At 71.6% G+C, this 21,777-nt stretch carries 11 protein-coding genes and 1 pseudogene; 8 read left to right on the top strand and 4 right to left on the bottom strand.

Annotated elements, in window-relative coordinates; all coding sequences use genetic code 11:
* Nucleotides 1-120: 120 nt before the first annotated feature.
* The 3 genes from ACWFR3_RS27395 to ACWFR3_RS27385 all read right to left on the bottom strand — a co-directional run bounded on the left by ACWFR3_RS27395 (nt 121) and on the right by ACWFR3_RS27385 (nt 2,921).
* Nucleotides 121-627: a hypothetical protein gene (locus ACWFR3_RS27395; RefSeq protein WP_453737291.1), complete on the bottom strand. Its 507-nt coding sequence runs from the start codon at nt 625-627 to the stop codon at nt 121-123.
* 753 nt (nt 628-1,380) lie between these two features.
* The gene (locus ACWFR3_RS27390) at nt 1,381-2,097 is read right to left on the bottom strand and encodes an LmbU family transcriptional regulator (RefSeq protein WP_453737290.1); all 717 of its coding nucleotides are present in this window, start codon (nt 2,095-2,097) and stop codon (nt 1,381-1,383) included.
* Between the two features lie 74 nt (nt 2,098-2,171).
* Nucleotides 2,172-2,921, bottom strand: coding sequence for a thioesterase II family protein (locus ACWFR3_RS27385; protein ID WP_453737289.1), 750 nt, complete (start codon nt 2,919-2,921; stop codon nt 2,172-2,174).
* Nucleotides 2,922-3,393: 472 nt separating this feature from the next.
* Between ACWFR3_RS27385 and ACWFR3_RS27380 the strand changes: the two genes are divergently transcribed.
* Nucleotides 3,394-3,609 (top strand): MbtH family protein, encoded by a 216-nt coding sequence (locus ACWFR3_RS27380; protein ID WP_453737280.1) that lies wholly within the window; start codon nt 3,394-3,396, stop codon nt 3,607-3,609.
* A 95-nt stretch (nt 3,610-3,704) separates the two neighbouring features.
* Nucleotides 3,705-4,430, top strand: a complete 726-nt coding sequence (locus ACWFR3_RS27375) for an LmbU family transcriptional regulator (protein ID WP_453737288.1) — start codon at nt 3,705-3,707, stop codon at nt 4,428-4,430.
* A 266-nt stretch (nt 4,431-4,696) separates the two neighbouring features.
* Here the strand turns inward: ACWFR3_RS27375 and ACWFR3_RS27370 are convergent, their stop codons facing one another.
* On the bottom strand, nt 4,697-6,268 hold the full coding sequence (locus ACWFR3_RS27370) for an FAD-dependent monooxygenase (protein WP_453737287.1): 1,572 nt from the start codon (nt 6,266-6,268) through the stop codon (nt 4,697-4,699).
* Between the two features lie 406 nt (nt 6,269-6,674).
* On the opposite strand from ACWFR3_RS27370, the gene ACWFR3_RS27365 reads away from it, so the two are divergent.
* The 6 genes and pseudogenes from ACWFR3_RS27365 to ACWFR3_RS27340 all read left to right on the top strand — a co-directional run bounded on the left by ACWFR3_RS27365 (nt 6,675) and on the right by ACWFR3_RS27340 (nt 21,760).
* The gene (locus ACWFR3_RS27365) at nt 6,675-6,917 is read left to right on the top strand and encodes a phosphopantetheine-binding protein (protein ID WP_453737286.1); all 243 of its coding nucleotides are present in this window, start codon (nt 6,675-6,677) and stop codon (nt 6,915-6,917) included.
* Nucleotides 6,914-8,164: a cytochrome P450 gene (locus ACWFR3_RS27360; RefSeq protein ID WP_453737285.1), complete on the top strand. Its 1,251-nt coding sequence runs from the start codon at nt 6,914-6,916 to the stop codon at nt 8,162-8,164. The genes ACWFR3_RS27365 and ACWFR3_RS27360 overlap by 4 nt, the downstream gene beginning before the upstream one ends.
* Nucleotides 8,161-8,895, top strand: coding sequence for a thioesterase II family protein (locus ACWFR3_RS27355; protein WP_453737284.1), 735 nt, complete (start codon nt 8,161-8,163; stop codon nt 8,893-8,895). The genes ACWFR3_RS27360 and ACWFR3_RS27355 overlap by 4 nt, the downstream gene beginning before the upstream one ends.
* A 52-nt stretch (nt 8,896-8,947) precedes the next feature.
* Entirely contained in the window at nt 8,948-12,064 is a 3,117-nt protein-coding gene (locus ACWFR3_RS27350; RefSeq protein ID WP_453737283.1) for a type I polyketide synthase, read from the top strand.
* Between the two features lie 58 nt (nt 12,065-12,122).
* A pseudogene (locus ACWFR3_RS27345) lies at nt 12,123-18,590 on the top strand (SDR family NAD(P)-dependent oxidoreductase); the annotation flags it as partial.
* Between the two features lie 5 nt (nt 18,591-18,595).
* Nucleotides 18,596-21,760, top strand: a complete 3,165-nt coding sequence (locus tag ACWFR3_RS27340) for a type I polyketide synthase (protein ID WP_453737282.1) — start codon at nt 18,596-18,598, stop codon at nt 21,758-21,760.
* The last annotated feature ends 17 nt before the right edge of the window (nt 21,761-21,777 follow it).

Here is a 21,777-nt window from a genome sequence, read left to right as displayed (position 1 = left end):
GCCGTCCGGCAGGGCGCCCGCACGAGACGGGCTCAGCCAGTGGTGTGGCGGCTCTTGAGCCGTTCTCAGGTGACACGGCTCCGGCAGTGCTGCCCCTTTACGGGCGGCCCCGCCCGCTGCTCAGGACAGACCGGTGAACGCGGCGAAGACGTCGTCGAGTTCGTTGGTGTGCACGGTGAGCGAATCGGCCGTGACCGCTGCCGCGTCGAGGACCGCGAGCACTGCCCGCAGGGTCTCGGCGCCCGCATCGCCGGGGATGTGGAGAGTGAGCGTCGCGGGATCGCTCCACGCATCTCCGAAGCCCCGGCCCGATGCGGCGCCGAAGGAGGCCGCAGCAGCTTCGAGCGCGCTCGCGCCGGCGAACCGCAGGCGGATGAGAGCGGCCGGGGGCGGACTGCTGCGGGGCAGCGGCCGGGGATCGGGGGCGTCGGGCTCGGGCTCTGCCCCGGTCAGGGCGCTCAGCAGGACGAGCCGGGCCCTGGGGGAGAGGGACAAGGCGAGCCGGCGGGCCAGCGCGCGGGCCGCCTCCCCGTTGGTTTCGGCTGCGGCGGCAAGCTCGTGGCCGAGCGCCGTCAATCGGGAAGTGTCGTCCACCGTGCCGTCGGCCGGAGGAAGAAACAGAGGCATGTGTGTCACGGGCACTGCCCCCGCCTGCACTCCGGCGTCGTCGTTCGGGTGCCGGCGAGCCGGGTCGCGATGTACCGGGTCGCGATGAGCCGGGACGCGGTCAGCCGCGATGTGGCGAGTGAGGACCGGCCCCTGTGGTGCCATGCCGGGCCGGTCGTCCGATGCTGACGCTGCGGGCGCCGCCGGCGGCGCTGCTCCTGCTCGTTCACGGCGTGTCCTTTGTGTCGTCGGGGGCGGGGGTGATTTCGCCCTCGGCCGGGCAGTTGACGCTCACAGGCACAACTCCTTTTGCGGGGGACTGGGACTCTGGCTGACGGAGGGTCCCGAGGACCGGTGGACGAACGCTTGAATTCCGGACGAGAACATTTGGTCGTGCTGCGAACTCCCGGGAAGGTGATTACCTGGCGCCCGGTGCCTGAGCGGGCCGAGGACAGGTCATGGGTGTGCTCCCGGCCTGTGTGACCTCGGCGGAAGTGCAGCCGCCGACTGCCGCGCATCTCTTCGCAGTGTGGTTCGCGGAGCGCCTCAACGGCAACTAGAAGGCCACATGCAGGCCCTTTGAGAGCTTCTGAAGCGGTACTCGACCTTCAGAAGGGTTGTCCTGTTGACGGGACGGAGACATGGTCGAGAAGGCCCCCGGAGCGAGCGAGATGTCTGAAGCTTCATCTCGCTCGCTCCGGGGGCCTTCCGGCTCAAGGCGACCGGCAACCCGGGCGTCGGAACTCGGACGCCGGAAACTCAGGCACCGGACACTCAGGCGCCTGCCACCTCCTTGAGCCGGGAGATCTCCCCGCGCTCCTCCGGCTCACCGAGCTCCTCCAGAGCGCTCGCGGCCGCGCTGTCCAGCGTGGTCGTCACCCACTGCTCGAAGTCGACCCCCAGCTGCTCCGCCGCCTTGTGCCACGACTGCAGGCGGTTGCCGGGAACCTCCAGGCGGTGGCTCGGCTCGATGGGGGTACGCGGCTGCTGCTCGCCCTTGCGCGCGGCGCGCAGGGCGCCGCGCAACTGCTTGGTGGTCCACTGCTGCTGCTCGGCGCGGTCGAGCCAGAAGTCCTGTTCCTCGACCGGCATGGAAGCCAGCTCGGCGTGGTGCTGGAAGCTCAGGACGGGCCGGCGGCGACTGAAGTCGAAGCGTCGTGAGACCCACGCGTAGTTGCGCAGGGTCTGGTACGAGAGGCCGATGGCGCGTATCCCGCGCTGGTAGCGGTCGGTGTAGTGGTCCTTGCCGTAGACGAGCCAGTCACCCAGCCACCAGGAGGACGAGTCGAGGACACCGGCGAGCTGGCGCCCGGACCGCTCCCACTCGTCGTAGGCCATCCCGGTGGGCATCTGCAGGCCCACCTTCGTCGTCAGGACCTGGCCCCGGCCCGGTCCGGTACCCGCGGTGGGCGACTGCCGCGCCGAGGGCTGGGGCAGGGAGGTTGTCGGGCCGCTCTGCGACCCCGGGGTTGCACTGGCCTGCTGCGCCATCACGCCTCCTTGAGTTGGGTGCACGTCCGGTGACATGTGTCGTTCGGGCAGGCCGTCCGGCCGCCGAGAGGGGCTCAACCGGAGCGTGTCGCGTCCGTCGCGGCGAGCGCCGCGGTGGCGTCCCGGGTGATGTGGCGCAGCAGCGGTCCGGGGTCCTCCGCGAAGTAGAAGTGGCCGCCGTCGAAGACCCGCAGACCGAGGAAGTGCTCGGTGTGCTCTTCCCAGCCCTTCATCCGCACTGGTGAGGCAGAGTGGTCCTCGGTGCCGGCATAGGCCGACAGCGCCACGGGCAGAGGACCGGAGTCGGTGGTGGGGCGCCAGTTCTCCGCCATACCGAGGTCCGCTCGGATGATCGGTGCGAACATGGACCACAGGTCGGCGTCGTCGAGCACCTCGTCGGGCGTGCCGCCCAACTCCTGCAGGCGGGTCCGCAGTTCGGCGTCGGTCAGCTCTTCGCGGTTCCCTCTCGCCCGTTCCGCCGACTGCGGTGCGGGTTGTGCGGAGAGGCCGACCCAGACCGGCAACGGCAGACCCCGGTCGACGATGCGCCGGGTGATCTCGTACGTCAGGGCGGCGCCCATGCTGTGCCCGAAGAGCGCGTAGGGGCCGGTCACTTCGGTCTCGATCCTGCGCAGCAGGTAGTCGGCGAGTTCGCCGATGTCCGTGATCAGCGGCAGGTCGAGCAGGTGGCCGTGGCCGGGGGCGTCGAGCAGCCGTACGTTCCAGGTGTCGGGCAGCTCGGCCGGCCAGTTGCGGTACAGGAGATGGGAGCCGCCTGCGTGGTGCAGGACGAACAGGCGCAGTGCGGGTGGTGAGTGGTCCATCGTTCCCCCTCGGATCGGGCCACGCGTGTTCGACCATAGAGCGGGGTGTGGTGGACAGGGCGCGGGCGCGAGGGGAGTTCCGCCGCTGTTGCAGCGGCTCTTGAGCGTTCCTCCGACGGCGTCCGGCGCCGCGGCCGGCGCGCGGGCCGTTCGGCGGGCCGATCGGGAGGCCCTTCTGCGCGGGACGCGGCCGGGCATCGTGGCACATGAACGCGGCGGGGTACAGGTGGTCGCGGCGGGTGCGGCTTGATGCGGATGACTGTTCGGCCGGGGAGCTTGCTGCCCTTGAAGCGCCGCTGGCCGTGTCCTTACGGTGTCGTCGCAGTGCCGGGGTCGCCCCGCATGCCGGGTGTCCCGTCGACCGGACAGCGCCGGACAACGCCGAGGGGCGGCCGGTGTCCGGTGCGTTCGCGCGCCCGGTCCGGTGGTGCCCCATCCCCAGTAGCCCGATGACGGTTAAGGACGGTGCCTGTTGAGCACGAACCCCTTTGATGACGAGGACGGCCGCTTCTACGTCGTGGTCAACGGCGAGGAGCAGCACTCCCTGTGGCCGGTGTTCTCCGAGGTGCCCGCCGGCTGGCGTGTGGTCTTCGGCGAGGCGGCCAGGTCCGAGTGCCTGGAGTACGTCGAGCAGCACTGGACCGACCTGCGTCCCAAGAGCCTGCGCGAGGCCATGGCCGCGGGCTGAACACCGCACGGATCCGATGGCGACCACCGAGGAGCCATATCGGTCAGTGGTCGGTGACCGGCCGGGAAGACACATTGAGTGGGGAGTTGAAGGCTGTGACGGGCGCTGTGAGAACCGCGAGCAGGTCCAAGACGAAGCCGGTGGACACCAGCGATGACCTGGCACAGCGCGACGTGGTCCTGTCCTTCCTGGGTGCACAGGCCAAGGTGCAGAAGACAGGGATGACCTTCCCGCAGAACATGCCGGAGCAGTCCTGGGAGCGCATAGGCACCAACCTGCGCGAGCTCGTGAACTCCTCGGCGTGGTGGCTGGCCGACTGGCTGCTCTACGGGGAGGCCACCTACGGGTGGCGGCGGTACAAGGAAGCCATAGAGCGCACGGGGCTCGACTACCAGACCCTGCGCAACTACGCGTGGGTGGCAAGGCGGTTCGAGCACCAGCGCAGGCGGGACAGCCTCAGCTTCGCCCACCACGCCGAAGTGACCCGTCTGTCGCCGCCGGAGCAGGACTACTGGTTGCGCAAGGCCGAACAGCAGAAGTGGTCGCGCAACGAACTCCGCAGGGCGGTCCGCGCCAGCCTCGCCGTGCAGAGCGAAACCGCCGAGCTCGACCCGAGCAGCGGCGACGAGCAGCAGGAAGTGCCGCGCGCCGGCACGCCGGCGGCGGCCGCCGAATGGCGCCACCAGAAGGTCACCACGCTCACCATCGAACTCTCCGCCGGCCAGCTCGACCACTACTCCAAGGTCGCTGCCGCGCACGGTCTGCCCGTCGACAAGTGGGTGACGCAGGTGCTCGAATCTGCCGATCGGCAGACCGCCTAGCGGCATATCTCCTAGCGGCACATCGCCCGGGCGCGTCGCCGAGCACGGCACACCGTCCGGTCTGCGTCATCCTCTCCGCCGTACGCGCGTTGGCGCGTACGGCGGCCGTGTGCCGCCCTCGCCGCCGTCCAGGGCGCCCCGCCCCAGGCCCCCGCGTCACCACGAAGCCGGACGTCGACCCGGCCCCGGAGCGAGCCCCCGAGCGAGCCCGCGGGCACCAGCACCGCCTGCTTCGGCGGCCACCGCGAGCTCACGGCGGAGGGCGTCTACATACGGGGCAGGACCGACGGACCGAACCAGGTCGTCAATGCGGCCCGGAGCGCGGCGACGTCGGGCGTCTCGTCGTCGGCGGCCCCCCAGGCGACATGGCCGTCGGGGCGGATGAGGAGCGCGGCGGGAGCGGGGATCTCGCCGATCGCCGGTACGGGCCAGAAGTCGTCCTCGCTGCGTGCGTCGACCAGGTCGACGCGATCGGCCCAGCCCTTGGCCACAGCCGCCAACTCGGCGCTGCCGCCCAGGTCGAGCAGTACGGGGCGGCCGGCGTGCAGCAGGTCGTAGACGCCGATGGTGCCGTCCGGCGTCTTGAGGTCGGCGTCGGGGACCCTGCGGCCCGCAAGCGGGTGGTCACTGTCGGCCGGGTAGCGGATGTCGAGCGCGGTCAGCATGTGGCGCAGGTACCGATTGACGTCGTCGAACACCATGAGCGCGCCGAACACCTCGCGCAGCGCGTCCGTCTGGGCGCCGGGGCGGAGCAGGGCCGACTGCGCACGCGTGTTGTGCAGAACGCGCTCCGCGACGGGATGCCGCTCGGCGTGGTAGCTGTCGAGGAGGCTCTCCGGCGCCCGGCCGCCCACCACCGAGGCGAGCTTCCAGCCGAGGTTGACCGCGTCCTGCACGCCCATGTTCAGGCCCTGCCCACCGGCCGGGAAGTGGATGTGCGCCGCGTCGCCCGCGAGCAGCACCCGGCCCGCGCGGTACCGGTCGGCCTGCCGCGCGGCGTCGTTGAACCGCGAGACCCAGCGCGGCGCCCGCATCCCGAAGTCGGTGCCCGCGATCCTGACCAGCGACTCCCTCAGCTGCTCGAACGTGGGGGCCCCGTCGCGGTCCGCGACGCGGTCGTACTCGGATGCGATCACCCGGAACCAGCCCGGCTCGAAGGCGATCGCCGAGTAGTCGCCGCCCGCGCAGCGCCGTACCCACACGTAGTCCTCGGGCAGATCGGGGAGTTCGACGTCGCCGATCAGCGCGGTCATCGTCGCCTCGGTGCCGGGGAAGCCGATGCCCGCCAGCTTGCGCACCGTGCTGCGCCCGCCGTCGCAGCCCACGAGATAGCGGGCGCGCAGCGTCGCGGATTCCGCGTCCGGGGCGGCCGTGCCGAGCTCGACCGTCACGCCGGACTCGTCCTGGTCGATCCCGGTCACCTCGCTGGACCTGCGCACCCGCACGCCGAGCTCGGCGGCCCGCTCCTCCAGGAGCTGTTCGATGGCCGACTGCAGGATCATCAGCGGGTAGGGGTGCCGTGACTCGGACTCGTCGAAGTCGAGGTAGAGGGCGGAGAAGTGGCCGACCGGCTGCAGTTCGCCGACCGCGAGGAAGCGGTCCAGGATTCCGCGCTGGTCGAGGACCTCCAGGGTGCGGGAGTGGATGCCGCCGGCCCGTGACTCGCCCGTGCGCTCCGCGAGCCGCTCGACCACCACCACGTCGACGCCCGCCAGCCGCAGTTCGCAGGCGAGCATCAGGCCTGTCGGCCCGGCGCCCGCAATCACCACGTCCGCGTCCATGCCCGCGTCCACGTCCGCGGCCGATTCCGTGTGTCCCACGTCGCCGGTGTGTCCCACGTCGTTCCCCATTCCCCTGCGTCGCTGACGTCGTTGAACCGCTCTCACGTTCACGGAACGCGAAGGGGACGGTCAACGGACGCCGGTGCCGGTGCCGTGCGGGGCGCTGTCGGACTTGCCTTGTCCCGCCGGCGGGACGGCCGGCGGGACGGTCGTCGGGGCGTCAGCATGCAGGCCCGCCGGTCCGCTCTCAACCCCATCGGCCGGCATGGGTCCGGGGGGCGCGGACACGGTGTGGGCGGAGGGGAAGTCGCGCGACACTCCATTCGGCCATTCAAGGAATTTGTCTCGCCGGCGGGACAGCGCAAAGGGCCCCGGAGGAAGGAAAGCGGCAATGAATTCGTCGCCGCAGGTCGTCCACCAGCTGGGTGGGCAGGACGAGACGCCAGAAGGACAAACCGCACCTGTGAGCACTCAGGTGCCGCTGGCGCAGGAAATCGCGGAGCTGTGGGCGCGACACCTCAACGGCGCCGAAGTCGGGGCGGACGATGACTTCTTCGCGCTCGGCGGCAACTCGCTGACCGGCATCAAGATCATCGACCAGGTGGCGGAGGACTACGGAGTCCAGCTGTCCGTGCGCGACTTCTACCTGGCGCAGACACCGGCGCGGGTGGCCGCGCTGATCGAGCAGGGAAGGGCAGTGGCGTGAGGCTGACGCCGGGCGCCCCGCGCGACATCGACCTGGACCGCGTCGACCTGTTCGACCTGGACCTGTACACGTCGGGCGATCCGCACCCGGTCTGGGACGTCATGCGGGAGAAGGCGCCGCTGCACCACCAAGTCCTGCCCGACGGGCGGGAGTTCTGGTCGGTCACGCGTTATGAGGACGTCTGCCGGGTGCTCGGCGACCACCGCGAGTTCACCTCCGAGCGCGGCACCGTGCCCACCCACCTCGGCACGGACGATGTCGCCGCCGGGGTGCTCCTCACCTCCACCGACCCGCCCCGGCACACCGAGGTCCGCAGGCCGCTGGGCTCCAAGCTCACCGCGCGGGCGGTGAAGTCCTGGGAGGACAGCATCCGCGGCACGGTCGCGCGCTTCCTCCAGCCCGCCCTGGAGGGGGAGACGTTCGACCTGGCCGAGAAGGCGCTGCTGCTTCCCGCGATGGTGACGGGACCCCTCCTCGGGATCCCGGCCAAGGAGTGGGAGGAACTCGTCCAGCTGACCGCCATGGTGACGGCCCCCTCGGACCCGCACTTCCTGCAGGGCAGCGAGGCCGCGACCCTGGCCATCTCCCACCACGAGCTGGTCACCTACGTGAAGGACTGGGTCAAAACGCGGCGCGCGTCCGGAGGCGAGGACGACAGCCTGCTCCAGCACCTGATGAGCGTCCGCCCCGGCGGCGAGGCGCTGAGCGACGAGGAGATCGCCCTCGACGGCTACAGCATCCTCCTGGGCGCCAATGTGACGACGCCGCACACCGTCTCGGGCACCGTGCACGCCCTCATCGAGCGCCCCGAGCAGTTCGCCAAGGCACAGGCCGACCCGACGCTGATCCCCAACCTGGTCGAGGAGGGCCTGCGCTGGACCTCGGCCGCCTGCAACTTCATGCGCTACGCGGTCGACGACGTCGAGATCGCCGGGGGCACCATCCCGGCCCGCGGCGCGGTCGTCGCCTGGATCGGCTCGGCCAACCGCGACGCCTCCCAGTTCACCGACCCCCACGACTTCGACATCACGCGCGCCAACGCCAAGCGCCAGGTCGCCTTCGGCTACGGGCCGCACTTCTGCATCGGGGCGCCGCTGACCCGGCTGACCCTGCGCGTCTTCTTCGAGGAGCTGCTCCAGCGGTTCGGCTCCCTCGACCTCGCCGGCGAACCGCAGCACCTGCGGTCGTACTTCATCGCCGGCATGACCCACCTCCCCATCGTCGCCGAGAAACGACTGACGCCATGACATCCGGCTCCACCACCGTCACCTCGCCTTGGTTCGTCCGGCCGCCGTCCGAGCACCCCGCCCGGATGTTCTGCTTCCCCTTCTCCGGGTCAGGGGCCTCGGCGTTCAGCGCCTGGCCCGCCGCCATCGACGACGTCGAGGTCAGCCCGGTGCAGTTCCCCGGCCGCGAGAGCCGCCTCGGCCACCCGCACTACGGCACGTACGAGAACCTCGCCGCCGACCTGGTCGGCCCCCTGGAGCCGCTGCTCGACCGGCCGTTCGCCTTCTTCGGGCACTGCGCGGGAGTACTGCCCGCCTACGAGACCGTGCTCCGGCTCGCCGAACTCGGCCTGCCGACACCGGACCGCCTGTTCGTGTCGGGCCAGCCGGCACCGCACGACGCCTCGCGCGATCGCATGCTCACCATGACCGAGCCCGAACTCCGCGGCGAACTGGAGTCGTTCATCCGAGGCCGGGGCATCGAGCCGCGGCCCGACATGATCGACATGGGCATGCTCGTACTGCTCCGCGATCATGCGGCGGCGGGCGCGTACCGGCGGGCCGAGCCGGTCGCCGTGCCCTGCCCCATCGTCGTACTGCACTGGCGGGACGACCCCGACGTGAGCCTCGACGAGTTGCAGGGGTGGCGGGATTACGCGGACTCGGTCGAATTCCGAGTGGTCGACGGCGGTCATTACGACTTCATGGACGCGCCGGACGAACTGCTGAAGTTGTTGACCTCCTGGCGGTGAGAGCAGTGCAGCCCGTAAGAGCCGTACGTCGAGGGAACCGGAAGGGATTCGCATGAGTGGCGCAGCCAGCGATATTGCCGTCATCGGGATGTCGTGCCGGTTCCCCGGCGTGCACGGCCCGAGCGATTTCTGGCGCCTGCTGGTCGAGGGGAAGTCGACCGTCGGAACGTTCCCCGGGCACCGGGCGGCCGACGCGAACTCGGCGTACAGATCCCATCCGGACGGCGACACCCTCGACTCGGGTTCGTTCTTCGACTCCATCGACGGGTTCGACGCCGGGTTCTTCAAGACCGGTGCGGCGGAGGCGGCTGCCATGGACCCCGTGCAGCGCCTCGGTCTTGAGCTCGCCTGGGAGGCCGTCGAGGACGCCGGTGTCCCGGCGTTCTCGCTCGCGGGCCGCGCGATCGACGTCGTCGTCGGCGCCGCGCCCTCCGGGTACGAACTGCTGCGCAAGCTGTCCGGCAGCGACCAGGACGACCACTACGCGGCGCTCGGCTCCAGCGGCGCACTGATCGCGAACCGCATCTCGGGCCTCTTCGACGTCCGCGGCATGAGCTACTGCGCGGACTCGGGCCAGTCGTCCTCGCTCGTGTCGCTGTCCCTGGCGTGCGACCGCATACGGGGCGGCGCGGTCGACATGGCCATCGCGGGCGGCGTGCACCTGATCGCCGACCCGGAGGCGGGAGCGGGCCTGGCGAATCTGGGCGCTCTGTCGCCCGACGGCCGCTGCTTCACCTTCGACGAGCGGGCCAGCGGTTTCGCCCGGGGCGAGGGCGGCGCCTTCGTCCTCCTGAAGCGGCTCGACCTCGCCGTCGCCGACGGCGATCACATCTACGCGGTGGTACGCGGCTGGGGCGTCGGCAGCGGCGGAGCGTCGAGCCGGATGCCCGATCCAAGCCCCGACGGGCAGGCGGCGGCCGTCCTCGCGGCCCTGGAACGCGCGGCTGTTCCGTTCGACGGTGTCGACTACGTCGAGGCCCACGGCACCGGCACCCGCGTCGGTGACCCGGCCGAGATAGCCGGTCTGCGCGAGGTCTTCAGGGAAACGGGCCGCAGCCGCCCGCTGGCCATCGGCTCGGTGAAGACGAACGTCGGGCACCTGGAGCCGGCCGCGGGAATCGTCGGCTTCGTGAAGGCGGCGCTCTGCGTGGACCGCGGACACCTGGTCCCGAGTCTCAACTTCCGCTCCCCGAACCCCGCCATCGCCGACTTCCACGAAAACTTCGAGGTGCTGCGGGCCGCGCGGCCCTGGCCCGGTGAGCCCGGCCGGCCGCGTCGGGCCGGAGTGTCGGCGTTCGGCCTCGGCGGCACCAACGCGCACGTGATCCTCGAACAAGCACCCGGCGAGCATGAGCAACTACCCTCCACAGGTGGGGACTTGAACTCTGCGGAGTCTTCCGCGGCGGTGCCCTGGGTCCTTTCGGCGCGGTCGGAACCGGCGCTGCGGGAGCAGGCGGCCCGGCTGCGGGAGCTCGTGGCCGCGGACGCGTCGCTCTCAGCCGTGGACGTGGGACATGCCCTGGTGGCGCAGCGGTCGTCGTTCGAGCACCGGGCTGTGGTCCTGAGCGGCGGCCGTGAGGAGGCGCTCGCGGGCCTCGACCTGGTGGCGGCGGGCGGCGGCTCGGAGCGGGCGGTGCGCGGCACGGCCACGGACCCGGCGGGTCCGGTCGTCTTCGTGTTCCCCGGCCAGGGCTCGCAGTGGCTGGGCATGGGGCAAAAGCTCTACGCGGAGTCGGACGTCTTCGCGCGGGCCATCGACGCGTGCGAGCGGGCGCTGGCACCCCATGTGGACTGGTCCCTCGCGGACGTGGTGCGCGGCGAGGAGTCGGCCGCGTCCCTCGACCGGGTGGACGTGGTCCAGCCGACGCTCTTCGCGATGATGGTGTCGCTGGCGCAGGTATGGCGGTCCCTTGGAGTGGTCCCCGAGGCAGTGGTGGGGCACTCGCAGGGCGAGATCGCCGCGGCGTGCGTGTCGGGAGCACTCTCGCTCGAGGACGCGGCACGGATCGTCGCCCTGCGCAGCCGGGCCCTGACCGATCTGGCGGGACCGGGCGGGATGAGCGCGGTGGCCGCGCCCGTCGAATGGGTCAGGGACCGCCTGGAGCGGTGGCCGGGACGGCTCTCCGCCGCCGCGGTCAACGGACCCGCGTCGGTGGTGATCTCCGGGGACAACGAAGCGCTCGACCAGTTCGCCGAGATGGCGGCCGCTGACGACGTCCGGGTGCGACGGGTCAAGGTGGACTACGCGTCCCACTCCCACCATGTCGAACGCATCCGTGAGCGTCTGCTCGCGGACACCGCGGGTATCGCGCCGAGGGAATCGGCGGTGAAGTTCTACTCCACGGTCACCGGCGGCCTCCTCGACACCCGCGTGCTCGACGGCTCGTACTGGTACGACAACCTGCGCTCGATGGTGCGCTTCGGCGAGGTCGTCGAAGGTTTGATGCGTGAGCACGGCGGCGTGTTCGTGGAAGTCAGTCCGCATCCCGTGCTCCAGGTCGCGATGGAGGAGGCGGCCGACGCCCTTGCGTCCCCGCCGACCGTGGTGAGCACCCTGCACAAGCAGGACGGGAGCGCGGGCAAGGTCCTGGAGTCGCTGGCCGGGCTGCACGTGCGCGGTCTGCCGGTGAACTGGAAGGCGGTCTTCGCCGCGGACCGGCCGCGCCGGGTCGCCCTGCCGACGTACGCGTTCCAGCGGCAGCGGTACTGGCTTTCGGCGTCCGACGACACCGGCACCGGCACCGCGAACAGCCCCTCCGCGCGAGCGGACGCCGGGCCGGCGGACCTGGGCTCGCAGTCGGCGGTCCTCGCGCTGGTGCGCGCCGAAACGGCGGCGCTCCTGTCCGCGAACGGAGTCGCTCTGACGGAGGCCGACCTCACGGCGCGGTCGACCGAGACCTTCAAGGCGTTGGGATTCGACTCCTCGATGGCCGTGCGGCTGCGCAACCGGCTCACCGCGGCGGCCGGTGTACGGCTCCCGGCCACGGTCGCGTTCACCTACCCCACGGTGCGGGGGCTCGCTCTCCACATCTTCTCCCTCCTGGAGCCCCGGGCGCCCGAAGCCCCTGAGCCCCGGGCCCCCCAAGTCCCGGAAACGGTGGCGGAGACGAGCCCGGAAAGCCGCAGTGACGACGATCTGTACGCACTGATCGAGCGCGGATACGCGTAGCCACACCCGTTCGTCCGAGCAACCGTTAAGGGAGTCCCTGGTGGAGGATGTCGACAAGCTCCGGTCCTACTTGCGGCGTGCCGTCGGCGACGCGCAGGAGCTGCGCGAGCGCGTGCGGGAGCTGGAGGAGTCCGCACACGAGCCCATCGCGGTCGTGGGCGTGGGGTGTCGCTTCCCCGGCGGGGTGACCTCCCCCGAAGGGCTGTGGGAGGTCGTGTCCGACGGCGTGGACGCGATCAGTGACTTCCCGCAGGACCGCGGGTGGGACACGGACGCGCTGTACGACCCGGATCCCGAGGCACGCGGGAAGACGTACGCGCGCACGGGCGGATTCCTGACCGACCTCGCCGACTTCGACGCGGAGTTCTTCGGGATCAGCCCGCGCGAGGCCCTTGCGATGGACCCGCAGCAGCGGTTGATGCTGGAGACGTCGTGGGAGGCGCTGGAGCGGGCGGGCATCGACCCGGCCGGGATACGGGGTTCCGCGACCGGGGTGTTCACCGGGCTCTACGGCGTCGACTACGGCCCGCGGATGGGCGACGCGGCGGCCGGCGAAGTGGAGGGCTACGCGCTCGCGGGGACCTACACCAGCGTGGCATCGGGCCGGGTGGCGTACGCCCTGGGCCTGGAGGGCCCGGCGGTGTCGACCGACACCGCGTGCTCGTCGTCGCTCGTCGCCGTCCACCAGGCCATGCGCTCGCTGCGCTCCGGGGAGTCCACGCTGGCGCTGGCCGGCGGGGTGTCGACCCTTTCGACCCCGGGGCTGCTCGTGGAGTTCGCACGACAGCGGGGTCTGGCCCTTGACGGACGGTGCAAGGCGTTCGCGGACGCGGCGGACGGCACCGGCTTCTCCGAGGGCGCGGGCGTACTGGTCCTGGAACGTCTGTCGGACGCGCGGCGCAACGGGCGCCGCATCTGGGCGGTGATCCGGGGAGCGGCCGTCAACCAGGACGGGGCGTCCAACGGACTGACCGCGCCGAACGAACTGGCACAGCAGCGGGTGATCCGGGCGGCGTTGGCGGACGCCCGGATGCAGGCGGACGACGTGGACGTGGTGGAGGCCCACGGGACCGGCACGTCCCTGGGCGACCCCATCGAGGTGGAGGCGCTGCTGGCCTCCTACGGGCAGGGCCGCGACCCCGGAAGCCCGCTGTGGCTGGGGTCGCTGAAGTCGAACATCGGCCACACCCAGGCGGCCGCGGGCGTCGGCGGAATCATCAAGATGGTCATGGCAATGCGGCACGGGGTGATGCCCCGGACGCTGCACGTGGACCGCCCCTCGACGCACGTGGACTGGTCGGCAGGCACGGTGGAGCTGCTGACCGAGGCCAGGGAGTGGACCAGCGCGCCGGGCCGGCCCCGGCGTGCGGGGGTGTCGTCCTTCGGCATCAGCGGCACGAACGCGCACGTGATCCTGGAACAGGCACCGACGCAGGAGCAGGCACCGGCCAAGGAGCAGGAGCCGGACACCGCCGAGCGGGAGCAGGGTTCCGTGGGCGGCCTCGTGCCATGGGCCCTGTCGGCCCGCTCGGAGCAGGCGCTGCGGGCCCAGGCACAGAAGCTGCACGCGTTCGCCGCCGCCGATCCGGACGCCGACATCGCCGATGTGGGCTGGTCGCTGATGTCGAGCCGGGCGGGCCTCGAACACCGCGCGGTGGTGCTGGGGCGCGGTCGCGACGAACTGCTGAGCGGCCTCGTGGCGCTGAGCGAGGGCACGGAGTCCGCCGGGGTGGTGCGCGGTGTCGCCGCGGAACCCGGTGAGCGCGTCTTCATGTTCCCGGGACAGGGCACACAGTGGGCGGGTGCGGCGGGCCAGTTGTACGACACCTTCCCCGTCTTCGCGCGGAGTCTCGACGAGGTCTGCGCACGCTTCGACGCCCATCTGCCCTTCGCCCTGAAGCCCCTGCTCCTGGCGGACGAGCCCGCGGGCCGTGAGCGCACCGACATCACACAGGCCGCGCTGTTCGCCCTCCAGGTCAGCCTCTACCGGCTCCTGGAGCGGTACTGCCCGCGGCCGGACCGCCTGATCGGCCATTCCGTCGGTGAGATCGCCGCCGCCCACGTGTCCGGAGTCTTCGACCTGGACACCGCGACCAGGCTCGTGGCCGCCCGCGGACGGATCATGCAGACGGTCGTCGAGCGCGGCGCGATGCTGGCCGTACGCGCCTCGGAAACCGAGGTGAGCGCCCAGCTCGGCCAGTACGAGCGCGTCGGGATCGCCGTCGTCAACGGCCCTCAGTCGGTGGTGGTGGCGGGTCTTCGCGACGAGGTGCACGCCCTGCGGGACCGGCTGGTCGAAGGCGGCACGTCCGCGAAACTGCTCGACGTCGACCACGCGTTCCACTCCCCGCTCATGGACCCGATCCTGGAGGAGTTCGCGGGATCGCTCGGCGAGCTCTCCGCGGGCGAGATGTCGATTCCGATCGTCTCGACCAGGCTGGGCCGTGCGGCCACGCTCCAGGAGCTGACGTCCGTCGCGTACTGGGTGGCCCACGTACGCGAACCCGTGCGCTTCTACGACGCCGTGGAGTGCGCCCGTGCGGACGGCGCGGACGTCTTCCTCGAAGTGGGGCCCGGAGCGACGCTCGCGAGCATCACCAAGGAGGCCTTCGCCGGCGAGGGCGTGAACGACGCACTGGTCCTGTCCGCGGCACGGCGGGGCCGTCCGGGAGCGGCCGCACTGGCCGACGCGCTGGCCCAACTGCACGTGCGGGGCATGCCCGTGCACCGGGACGCCCTGTTCGGGACGCGTCGGCAGGTGGACCTGCCCACGTACGCCTTCCAGCGGCAGCGCTACTGGATGGACGCCCCCGCCGGGACGGGATCGGCGGACGTCGCCTCCGCCGGCCTCTTCGCGCCGGACCACCCGCTGCTCGGTGCCGTGGTGGACCACCCCGGCACCGACGAGGTGGTGTTCACCGCCCGGTGGTCCCTGACGGCCCACGAGTGGCTGGCCGACCACGCCGTGTTCGGCGCGGTCGTCGTACCCGCGACGGCCTACATGGACCTGGCGCTGACGGCGGGCGACTTCGTCGGCTGCGCCGCGCTCGATGAACTCTCCCTGGAAGTCCCCCTGATCATCCCCGACTCGGGCGACGTGCAGGTGCGGGTCGTCGTCGGCGCGGCCGACGAGGCCGGACGCCGCTCCCTGGACGTGTACTCGCGTCCCGGCGACGACGGCCGGACGGTGGGCGGCTGGACCCGCCACGCGATGGGGAACCTGACACCGGACACCTCGCGTACGACCGCGTGGACCGACGACACGCGACCGCTCGCCGTGTGGCCCCCGGCCGGGGCGCAGAAGCTCGACATCGACGGCCTCTACGACACGCTCGCGGACGCGGGCTTCGACTACGGCCCGGCGTTCCGCGGACTGCGGGAGGTCTGGAAGCAGGGCGAGGACCTCTATGCCCTCGCCACGCTGCCGGAGAGCGCCGACGACCGGTCCGGGGGCGGGTACGCCCTGCATCCGGCGCTGGTCGACAGCGTGCTGCACACGGTCTTCGCCGCCGGTGTCGTCGAGGTGACGGGTGATCAGGGCTGGCTGCCCTTCTCGTGGTCCGGCGTTGACCTGGTCGGGGAGTGCGGCCCGAGCGTGCGGGTCCGGCTCTCCCCGGCCGGCGAGGGCGTCGTGTCCCTCGCGGTCGCCGACGAGCACGCGAACCCGATCGCTCACGTCGACGCGCTGACGTTCCGCCCGGCGAGTGCCGAGCAGATGCGTGCGGCACGCGGCGGGCAGGAGCAGTCGCTCTACGAACTGCGGTGGCGGCCGGTCACGCAGGACAAGCAGGAGACCCGCCGCGGAAAGTACGGCGTTCTCGGCGCGAGGGACGGTCTGGCCTCCCGGCTCTTGGCAGCGGGAGACGAGAGCGTCGCGTTCCACGCGTCCATGGACGACGTCCTCGCGGCACAGGCACCCGAGCACATCGTCCTGTGCCTGGACGACTTCGTGGCCGACGACCCCGATCTGCTCGCCGAGGTCGGCGGCACGGGCAAGCACGTCCTGGACTTGATCCAGCGGTTCCTCGCCGCTCCGACCCACGCCGGAACCACGCTGGTGGTCCTCACCCGCCTCGCCCTCGACACCGGTGCGGGGGAGCGCGTCGAAAGCCTCCCCGGCGCCTCCGTGTGGGGCCTGATCCGGTCCGCGCAGACGGAACACCCCGGCAGGTTCCGTCTGGTGGACATCGACGACCAGGAGACCTCCTGGGTGCGCGTCCTGGACGCGCCGGCCATCGGTGAGGACCAACTGGCGCTGCGCGAGGGCACGTACCTCGTTCCCCGCATGGCGCAGGCCGCCCCCGCCGACCACCGGATCGAGCCGCCGGCCGACGGCGCCCACCGCCTCGGCATCCCGGACAGGGGCACGCTGGAGAACCTGACATGGGTTCCCGCCCCCGAGGCGGAGGCACCCCTGACGAGCGGGCAGGTACGCATCGCCGTCCAGGCCGCGGGGCTCAACTTCAAGGACGTCACGATCGCCCTGGGTCTGGTGAACAGCACGGTCGCCGATGCCCCCATCGGCCTCGAAGGCGCCGGAGTGGTCACCGAGGTGGCGGACGACGTGACACGTCTTTCGCCGGGCGACCGGGTGACCGGCGTCTTCAACGGGGCCTTCGGCCGCGTCGCCGTGGCGGACAACCGGATGCTCACGCACGTCCCCGACGGGTGGAGCTACGCCGAGGCGGCGTCCATACCGACCACCTTCCTCACCGCCTACTACGCGCTCTTCCGCCTGCGGAACCTCAAGAAGGGCCAGCGCATCCTCGTCCACGCCGCGGCCGGCGGCGTCGGGATGGCCGCCGTCCAACTGGCCAAGCACGTCGGCGCCGAGATCTACGCGACCGCGAGCCCGGCCAAGTGGCCCGCGCTGCGCGCCCTCGGCCTTGACGACGAGCACCTGGCGTCGTCGCGCGACCTGGAGTTCGCGGAGAAATTCCTGCACTCCACGGGCGGCCGGGGAGTGGACTTCGTACTGAACTCCCTCGCGCACAGCTTCGTCGACGCCTCGCTGACGCTGCTCCCCGGAGGCGGCGACTTCGTCGAGATGGGCAAGACGGACATCCGCGATCCCCGCCAGGTGGCGGCCGATCACCCCGGAGTCGACTACGAGGCCTTCGAGCTCTACGACGCGGGCCCCGACACCATCCACGAGATGTTCCGGGCCCTCATGGAACTCTTCGCCGACGAGCGCATCCAGCTCAACCCGATCTCCGTACGGAACATGCGCGACGCGCGCAGGACATTCCGCGAGATGAGCCAGGGCCGCCACATCGGCAAGCTCGTCTTCGAGGTCGCCGACGACTTCGGAGGCGGCACCGTCCTTGTCACCGGCGGCACCGGAGGCGTGGGCTCACTGGTGGCGCGGCACCTCGTCGCCGAACGCGGCGTACGCAGCCTGGTGCTCGCGAGCCGTCGTGGCCCCGCGGCCGACGGGGTGGCCGAGCTCGTCGCGGACCTGGAGGGCGCGGGCGCCGCGGTCAGGGTCGTGGCATGCGATGTCGCGGACCGGGCCGCCGTGGCGGACCTCCTCGCCGACATGCCACGGACGTACCCGCTGACGGCGGTCGTGCACGCGGCGGGCGCACTGGCGGACGGCACGGTCGAGTCGATGACCGCCGAGGACTTCGACCACGTGCTGCGCGCCAAGGTCGGCGGCGCGGTCAACCTGCACGAACTGACCGAGCACCGGCCCCTGTCGGCGTTCGTCCAGTTCTCCACCGTCGCCGGCACGCTCGGCACCGGCGGGCAGGCGAACTACGCCGCGGCGAACGTCTTCCTGGACGGCCTCGCGGCGCGGCGCAGGGCATCAGGCCTGGTCGGCACCTCGCTGTGCTGGGGCTGGTGGGAGCAGAGCAGCGGCATGACCGGCGGCCTCGACCAGGCAGACCTGTCCCGGCTCCGGCGGATGGGCATCGCCCCGATGCCGACCGACGAGGCGCTGGCCCTGTTCGACGCGGCCTGCGCGCTCGACAAGCCGGTCCTGATCCCGGCCCGGGTGGACGTCGCAGCGCTGCGGAACAAGACGGGTGCGGAGCTGCCACTCCTCCTGCGCGACCTCGTCGACGGCGGACGGCCGCGCCGCAACAGGGCGGGCGCCGCCAAGGACGGCGGCGCTCCCGGCCTGGCCGCCAGGCTGGCCGCCCTGCCGGCGGAGGAGGCGGCGGCAGCCGTACTGGACTGGGTCCGCGACCAGGTCGCCGTCGTGCTCGGGCACCCGTCCGGCGCGGTCGTCGACGTCGACCAGGCGTTCACCCAGCTCGGATTCGACTCACTGACATCCGTCGAACTCTGCAACCGCCTGGCCTCCGCGACCGGACTGCGCCTGCCCTCCACCCTCGTCTTCAGCTACCCGACGCCACGCGAGCTCGCCGAGCACCTGGCAGGCCTGCTGCGTCCGGCACCGGACACGAGCGACACCGCTGCCGCCGATGACGCGGCGGTCCGGGAAGCACTGGGCGCGGACGAACTGTCGGACCTGGACCTGGAAGCACTGGTCGGCCTGGCTCTTGACGAGAAGAGGTAAGTGACATGACCAACTCCGCGGATCGCACAGCGGACGGCGCGGACCGGGTCCAGCGTGCGCTCCGCACGCTGCTCGAGGAGCGCGATCGCCTCCGGCAGGAGAACGACGCCCTGCGCGCAGGGCGCGGCGAGCCCATCGCCGTGGTGTCCATGGCGTGCCGCTACCCGGGTGGCGTGTCGACGCCCGAGGAACTGTGGGATCTGCTCCGCGACGGACGTGACGTCGTGGAGGAGTTCCCGAAGGACCGCGGGTGGCGGGACGTGTACGACGCGGACCCCGACGCCGTCGGCAGCACGTACGCCCGGCGGGGAGGCTTCCTGAGCGACGCAGCCGGCTTCGACGCGGGCTTCTTCGGCATCAGTCCGCGTGAGGCGCTGGCGATCGACCCGCACCACCGCCTGCTCCTGGAGACGTCCTGGGAGGTGCTCGAACGGGCCGGGATCGTCCCCGCCGACGTGCGCGGGTCCGAGGTCGGTGTCTTCTCCGGGGTGAGTTCGTCCGAGTACGGGTGGCGCTTCCTGGAGGGCGGCCAGAAGGACCTGGAGGGCTATCTGCTGTACGGCAGCGCGCTGAGCGTCGCCTCCGGCCGGGTGGCGTACGAACTGGGCCTGACCGGACCGGCGGTGTCGGTGGACACGGCGTGTTCGTCGTCGCTCGTGGCCCTGCACATGGCGGCGCAGTCACTGCGTTCGGGGGAGTGCTCGCTCGCGCTCGCGGGCGGGGCGACGGTGATGGCGACGCCCTCGTTCTTCGTGGAGTTCGCCCGGCAGCGCGCCCTGTCGGCCGACGGCCGGTGCAAGGCCTTCGCGGACGCGGCCGACGGAACCGGCTGGGCCGAGGGTGTGGGCGTACTGCTCCTGGAGCGGCTGTCCGACGCCCGCCGCAACGGCCACCCGGTGCTCGCCGTCCTGCGCGGTTCCGCGGTGAACCAGGACGGCGCGAGCAACGGTCTGACCGCGCCCAACGGCCGCGCCCAGGAGAAGGTGATCCGCAAGGCACTGGCGAACGCGGGCGTATCGGCATCCGAAGTGGATCTGGTCGAGGCCCACGGCACCGGGACCAAGCTGGGCGACCCCATCGAGGCGGGTGCGGTCCTTGCGACCTACGGGCAGGGCCGGTCGGCGGGCAGGCCGCTCTGGCTGGGGTCCCTGAAGTCGAACATCGGTCATTCCATCGCCGCCGCGGGCGTCGGCGGGGTCATCAAGTCCGTGCTGGCCCTGCGCCACGGGTACCTGCCCAAGACCTTGCACGTGGACGCGCCCTCACAGCACGTGGACTGGTCGTCCGGCGACGTCGAACTCCTGGCGGAGGGGCGTGAGTGGCCCAGGACGGACGGTCCGCGGCGGGCCGGTGTGTCCTCGTTCGGAGTCAGCGGCACCAACGCGCACGTGATCCTGGAGGAGGAGCCGCCACAGGACCCGTCACAGGACGCGCTGCAGGACTCGCCGCAGGATCCCGCACCGGATCTCGCGCAGGAGCGCGCGGCGGCCCCGGGCGTCGTCGGCGGCCTCGTGCCGTGGGTGGTGTCGGGCAAGAGCGCGGCAGCCCTGGAACAGCAGGCGGGCAAGCTGCGCGACTTCTTCGCCGCCGCTCCGGACGCCCATATCGCCGACGTCGGCGCGTCGTTGGTGTCGAGCCGGTCGCGCTTCGAGCACCGCGCGGTGGTCCTGGGCCGCAGTCGCGACGAGCTGCTGCGCGGCTCGTCGGCGCTGAGCGAGGGCGCCGAGTCCGCGGGGGTGGTGCGGGGTGTCGCCGGGAAACTCGGCGGCGTCGCCTTCATGTTCCCCGGCCAGGGCTCGCAGTGGGTCGGCATGGGCCGCCAGCTGTACGACAGCTTCCCGGTCTTCGCGCAGTCGCTCGACGCGTGCGCGGCAGCGCTGTCCGAGTGGGTCGACTGGTCGCTGCTCGACGTGGTGCGCGGTGTGGAGGGGGCGCCGACCTTGAAGCGGGTGGACGTCGTCCAGCCGGCGCTGTTCTCCGTGATGGTGTCCATGGCCGCCCTGTGGCGGTCCTGGGGTGTGGAACCGGCCGCCGTGGTGGGGCACAGCCAGGGCGAGATCGCCGCCGCCCACGTGTGCGGCGCGCTGTCCTTGCGGGATGCCACCAAGGTCGTGGCGCTGCGCAGCAAGGCCCTGGTGGACGTGATCGGGCACGGCGGCATGGCATCGGTCGCGGAGTCAGCGGACGTCGTGGCGCAGCGGCTCGCTCCGTGGAGCGACCAGGTGAGCGTCGCCGTGGTCAACGGACCCCGCTCGGTGGTGGTGTCCGGAGAGCCGGACGCGCTTGACGAGTTCGTCGAGAAGATGAAGGCCGACGGCGTCCAGGCCCGGCGGATATCGGTCGACTACGCATCCCACTCCCACCATGTGGCCCGGGTCCGGGACCAGGTGATCGACGCGCTGTCCGACGTGAGCCCCCAGACGTCGACGCTCCCCTTCTGCTCGACCTTGTACGGCAAGACCATCGACACCGCGGAGCTGACCGCCGACTACTGGTACAACAACCTGCGCGAGCAGGTCCTCTTCGAGCCCGCCGTCCGGCGGCTGGCCGACGACGGCTTCCGGGTGTTCGTCGAGATGAGCCCGCACCCCGTCCTGACCGTCCCGGTGCAGGAGATCGTCGAGGACGTGGACGACGCGCTGGTCCTCTCGTCGTCGCGGCGGGAGCGGGACGAGGTGGAGTCCGTGCTCGGCTCGCTGGCCCAACTGCACGTGCGGGGCGGGTCCGTGGACTGGGACGCCCTGTTCGGGACGCGCAGGCGGGTCGATCTGCCGACGTACGCGTTCCAGCGGCAGCGGTACTGGCTGAGCTCGTCGCACACGGCGGTGGAGGCGTCCTCGACGGAGCTGCCGCCCGCGGCCGACGACCACCTCGTCTCCCTGGCGGACCGGATCGCCGACCTCGCCGACGACGAGGCGAGGGCGCTCGTCCTGGACCACGTCCTGGAGAAGGTCGCCGTCGTGCTCGGACACTCCTCCGGTGACTCCGTCGATCCCGACCAGGATTTCAAGGAGCTCGGATTCGACTCACTCCTGTCGGTGGAGCTGAGCAAGCGCCTGACCGCGTCGACCGGGCTCAAGCTGCGCGCGAACACGGTGCTGCGCCACCCGTCACCGCGACTGGTCGCCGAGCACGTCACGACCTCGCTGGCCAAGCGCGGACCGCGCTGAACCGACTGTCCCGCCGG

Source organism: Streptomyces sp. NPDC055189 (assembly GCF_053606765.1).
Note: the sequence above shows the minus strand (reverse complement) of the source record. Positions and strands in the feature narration are given on the sequence as shown.

Coding starts and splice junctions, on each gene's coding strand:
- ACWFR3_RS27395 (WP_453737291.1), bottom strand. CDS start 627: ATGCCTCTGTTTCTTCCTCCGGCCGACGGCACGGTGGACGACACTTCC.
- ACWFR3_RS27390 (WP_453737290.1), bottom strand. CDS start 2,097: ATGGCGCAGCAGGCCAGTGCAACCCCGGGGTCGCAGAGCGGCCCGACA.
- ACWFR3_RS27385 (WP_453737289.1), bottom strand. CDS start 2,921: ATGGACCACTCACCACCCGCACTGCGCCTGTTCGTCCTGCACCACGCA.
- ACWFR3_RS27355 (WP_453737284.1), top strand. CDS start 8,161: ATGACATCCGGCTCCACCACCGTCACCTCGCCTTGGTTCGTCCGGCCG.
- ACWFR3_RS27350 (WP_453737283.1), top strand. CDS start 8,948: ATGAGTGGCGCAGCCAGCGATATTGCCGTCATCGGGATGTCGTGCCGG.
- ACWFR3_RS27340 (WP_453737282.1), top strand. CDS start 18,596: ATGACCAACTCCGCGGATCGCACAGCGGACGGCGCGGACCGGGTCCAG.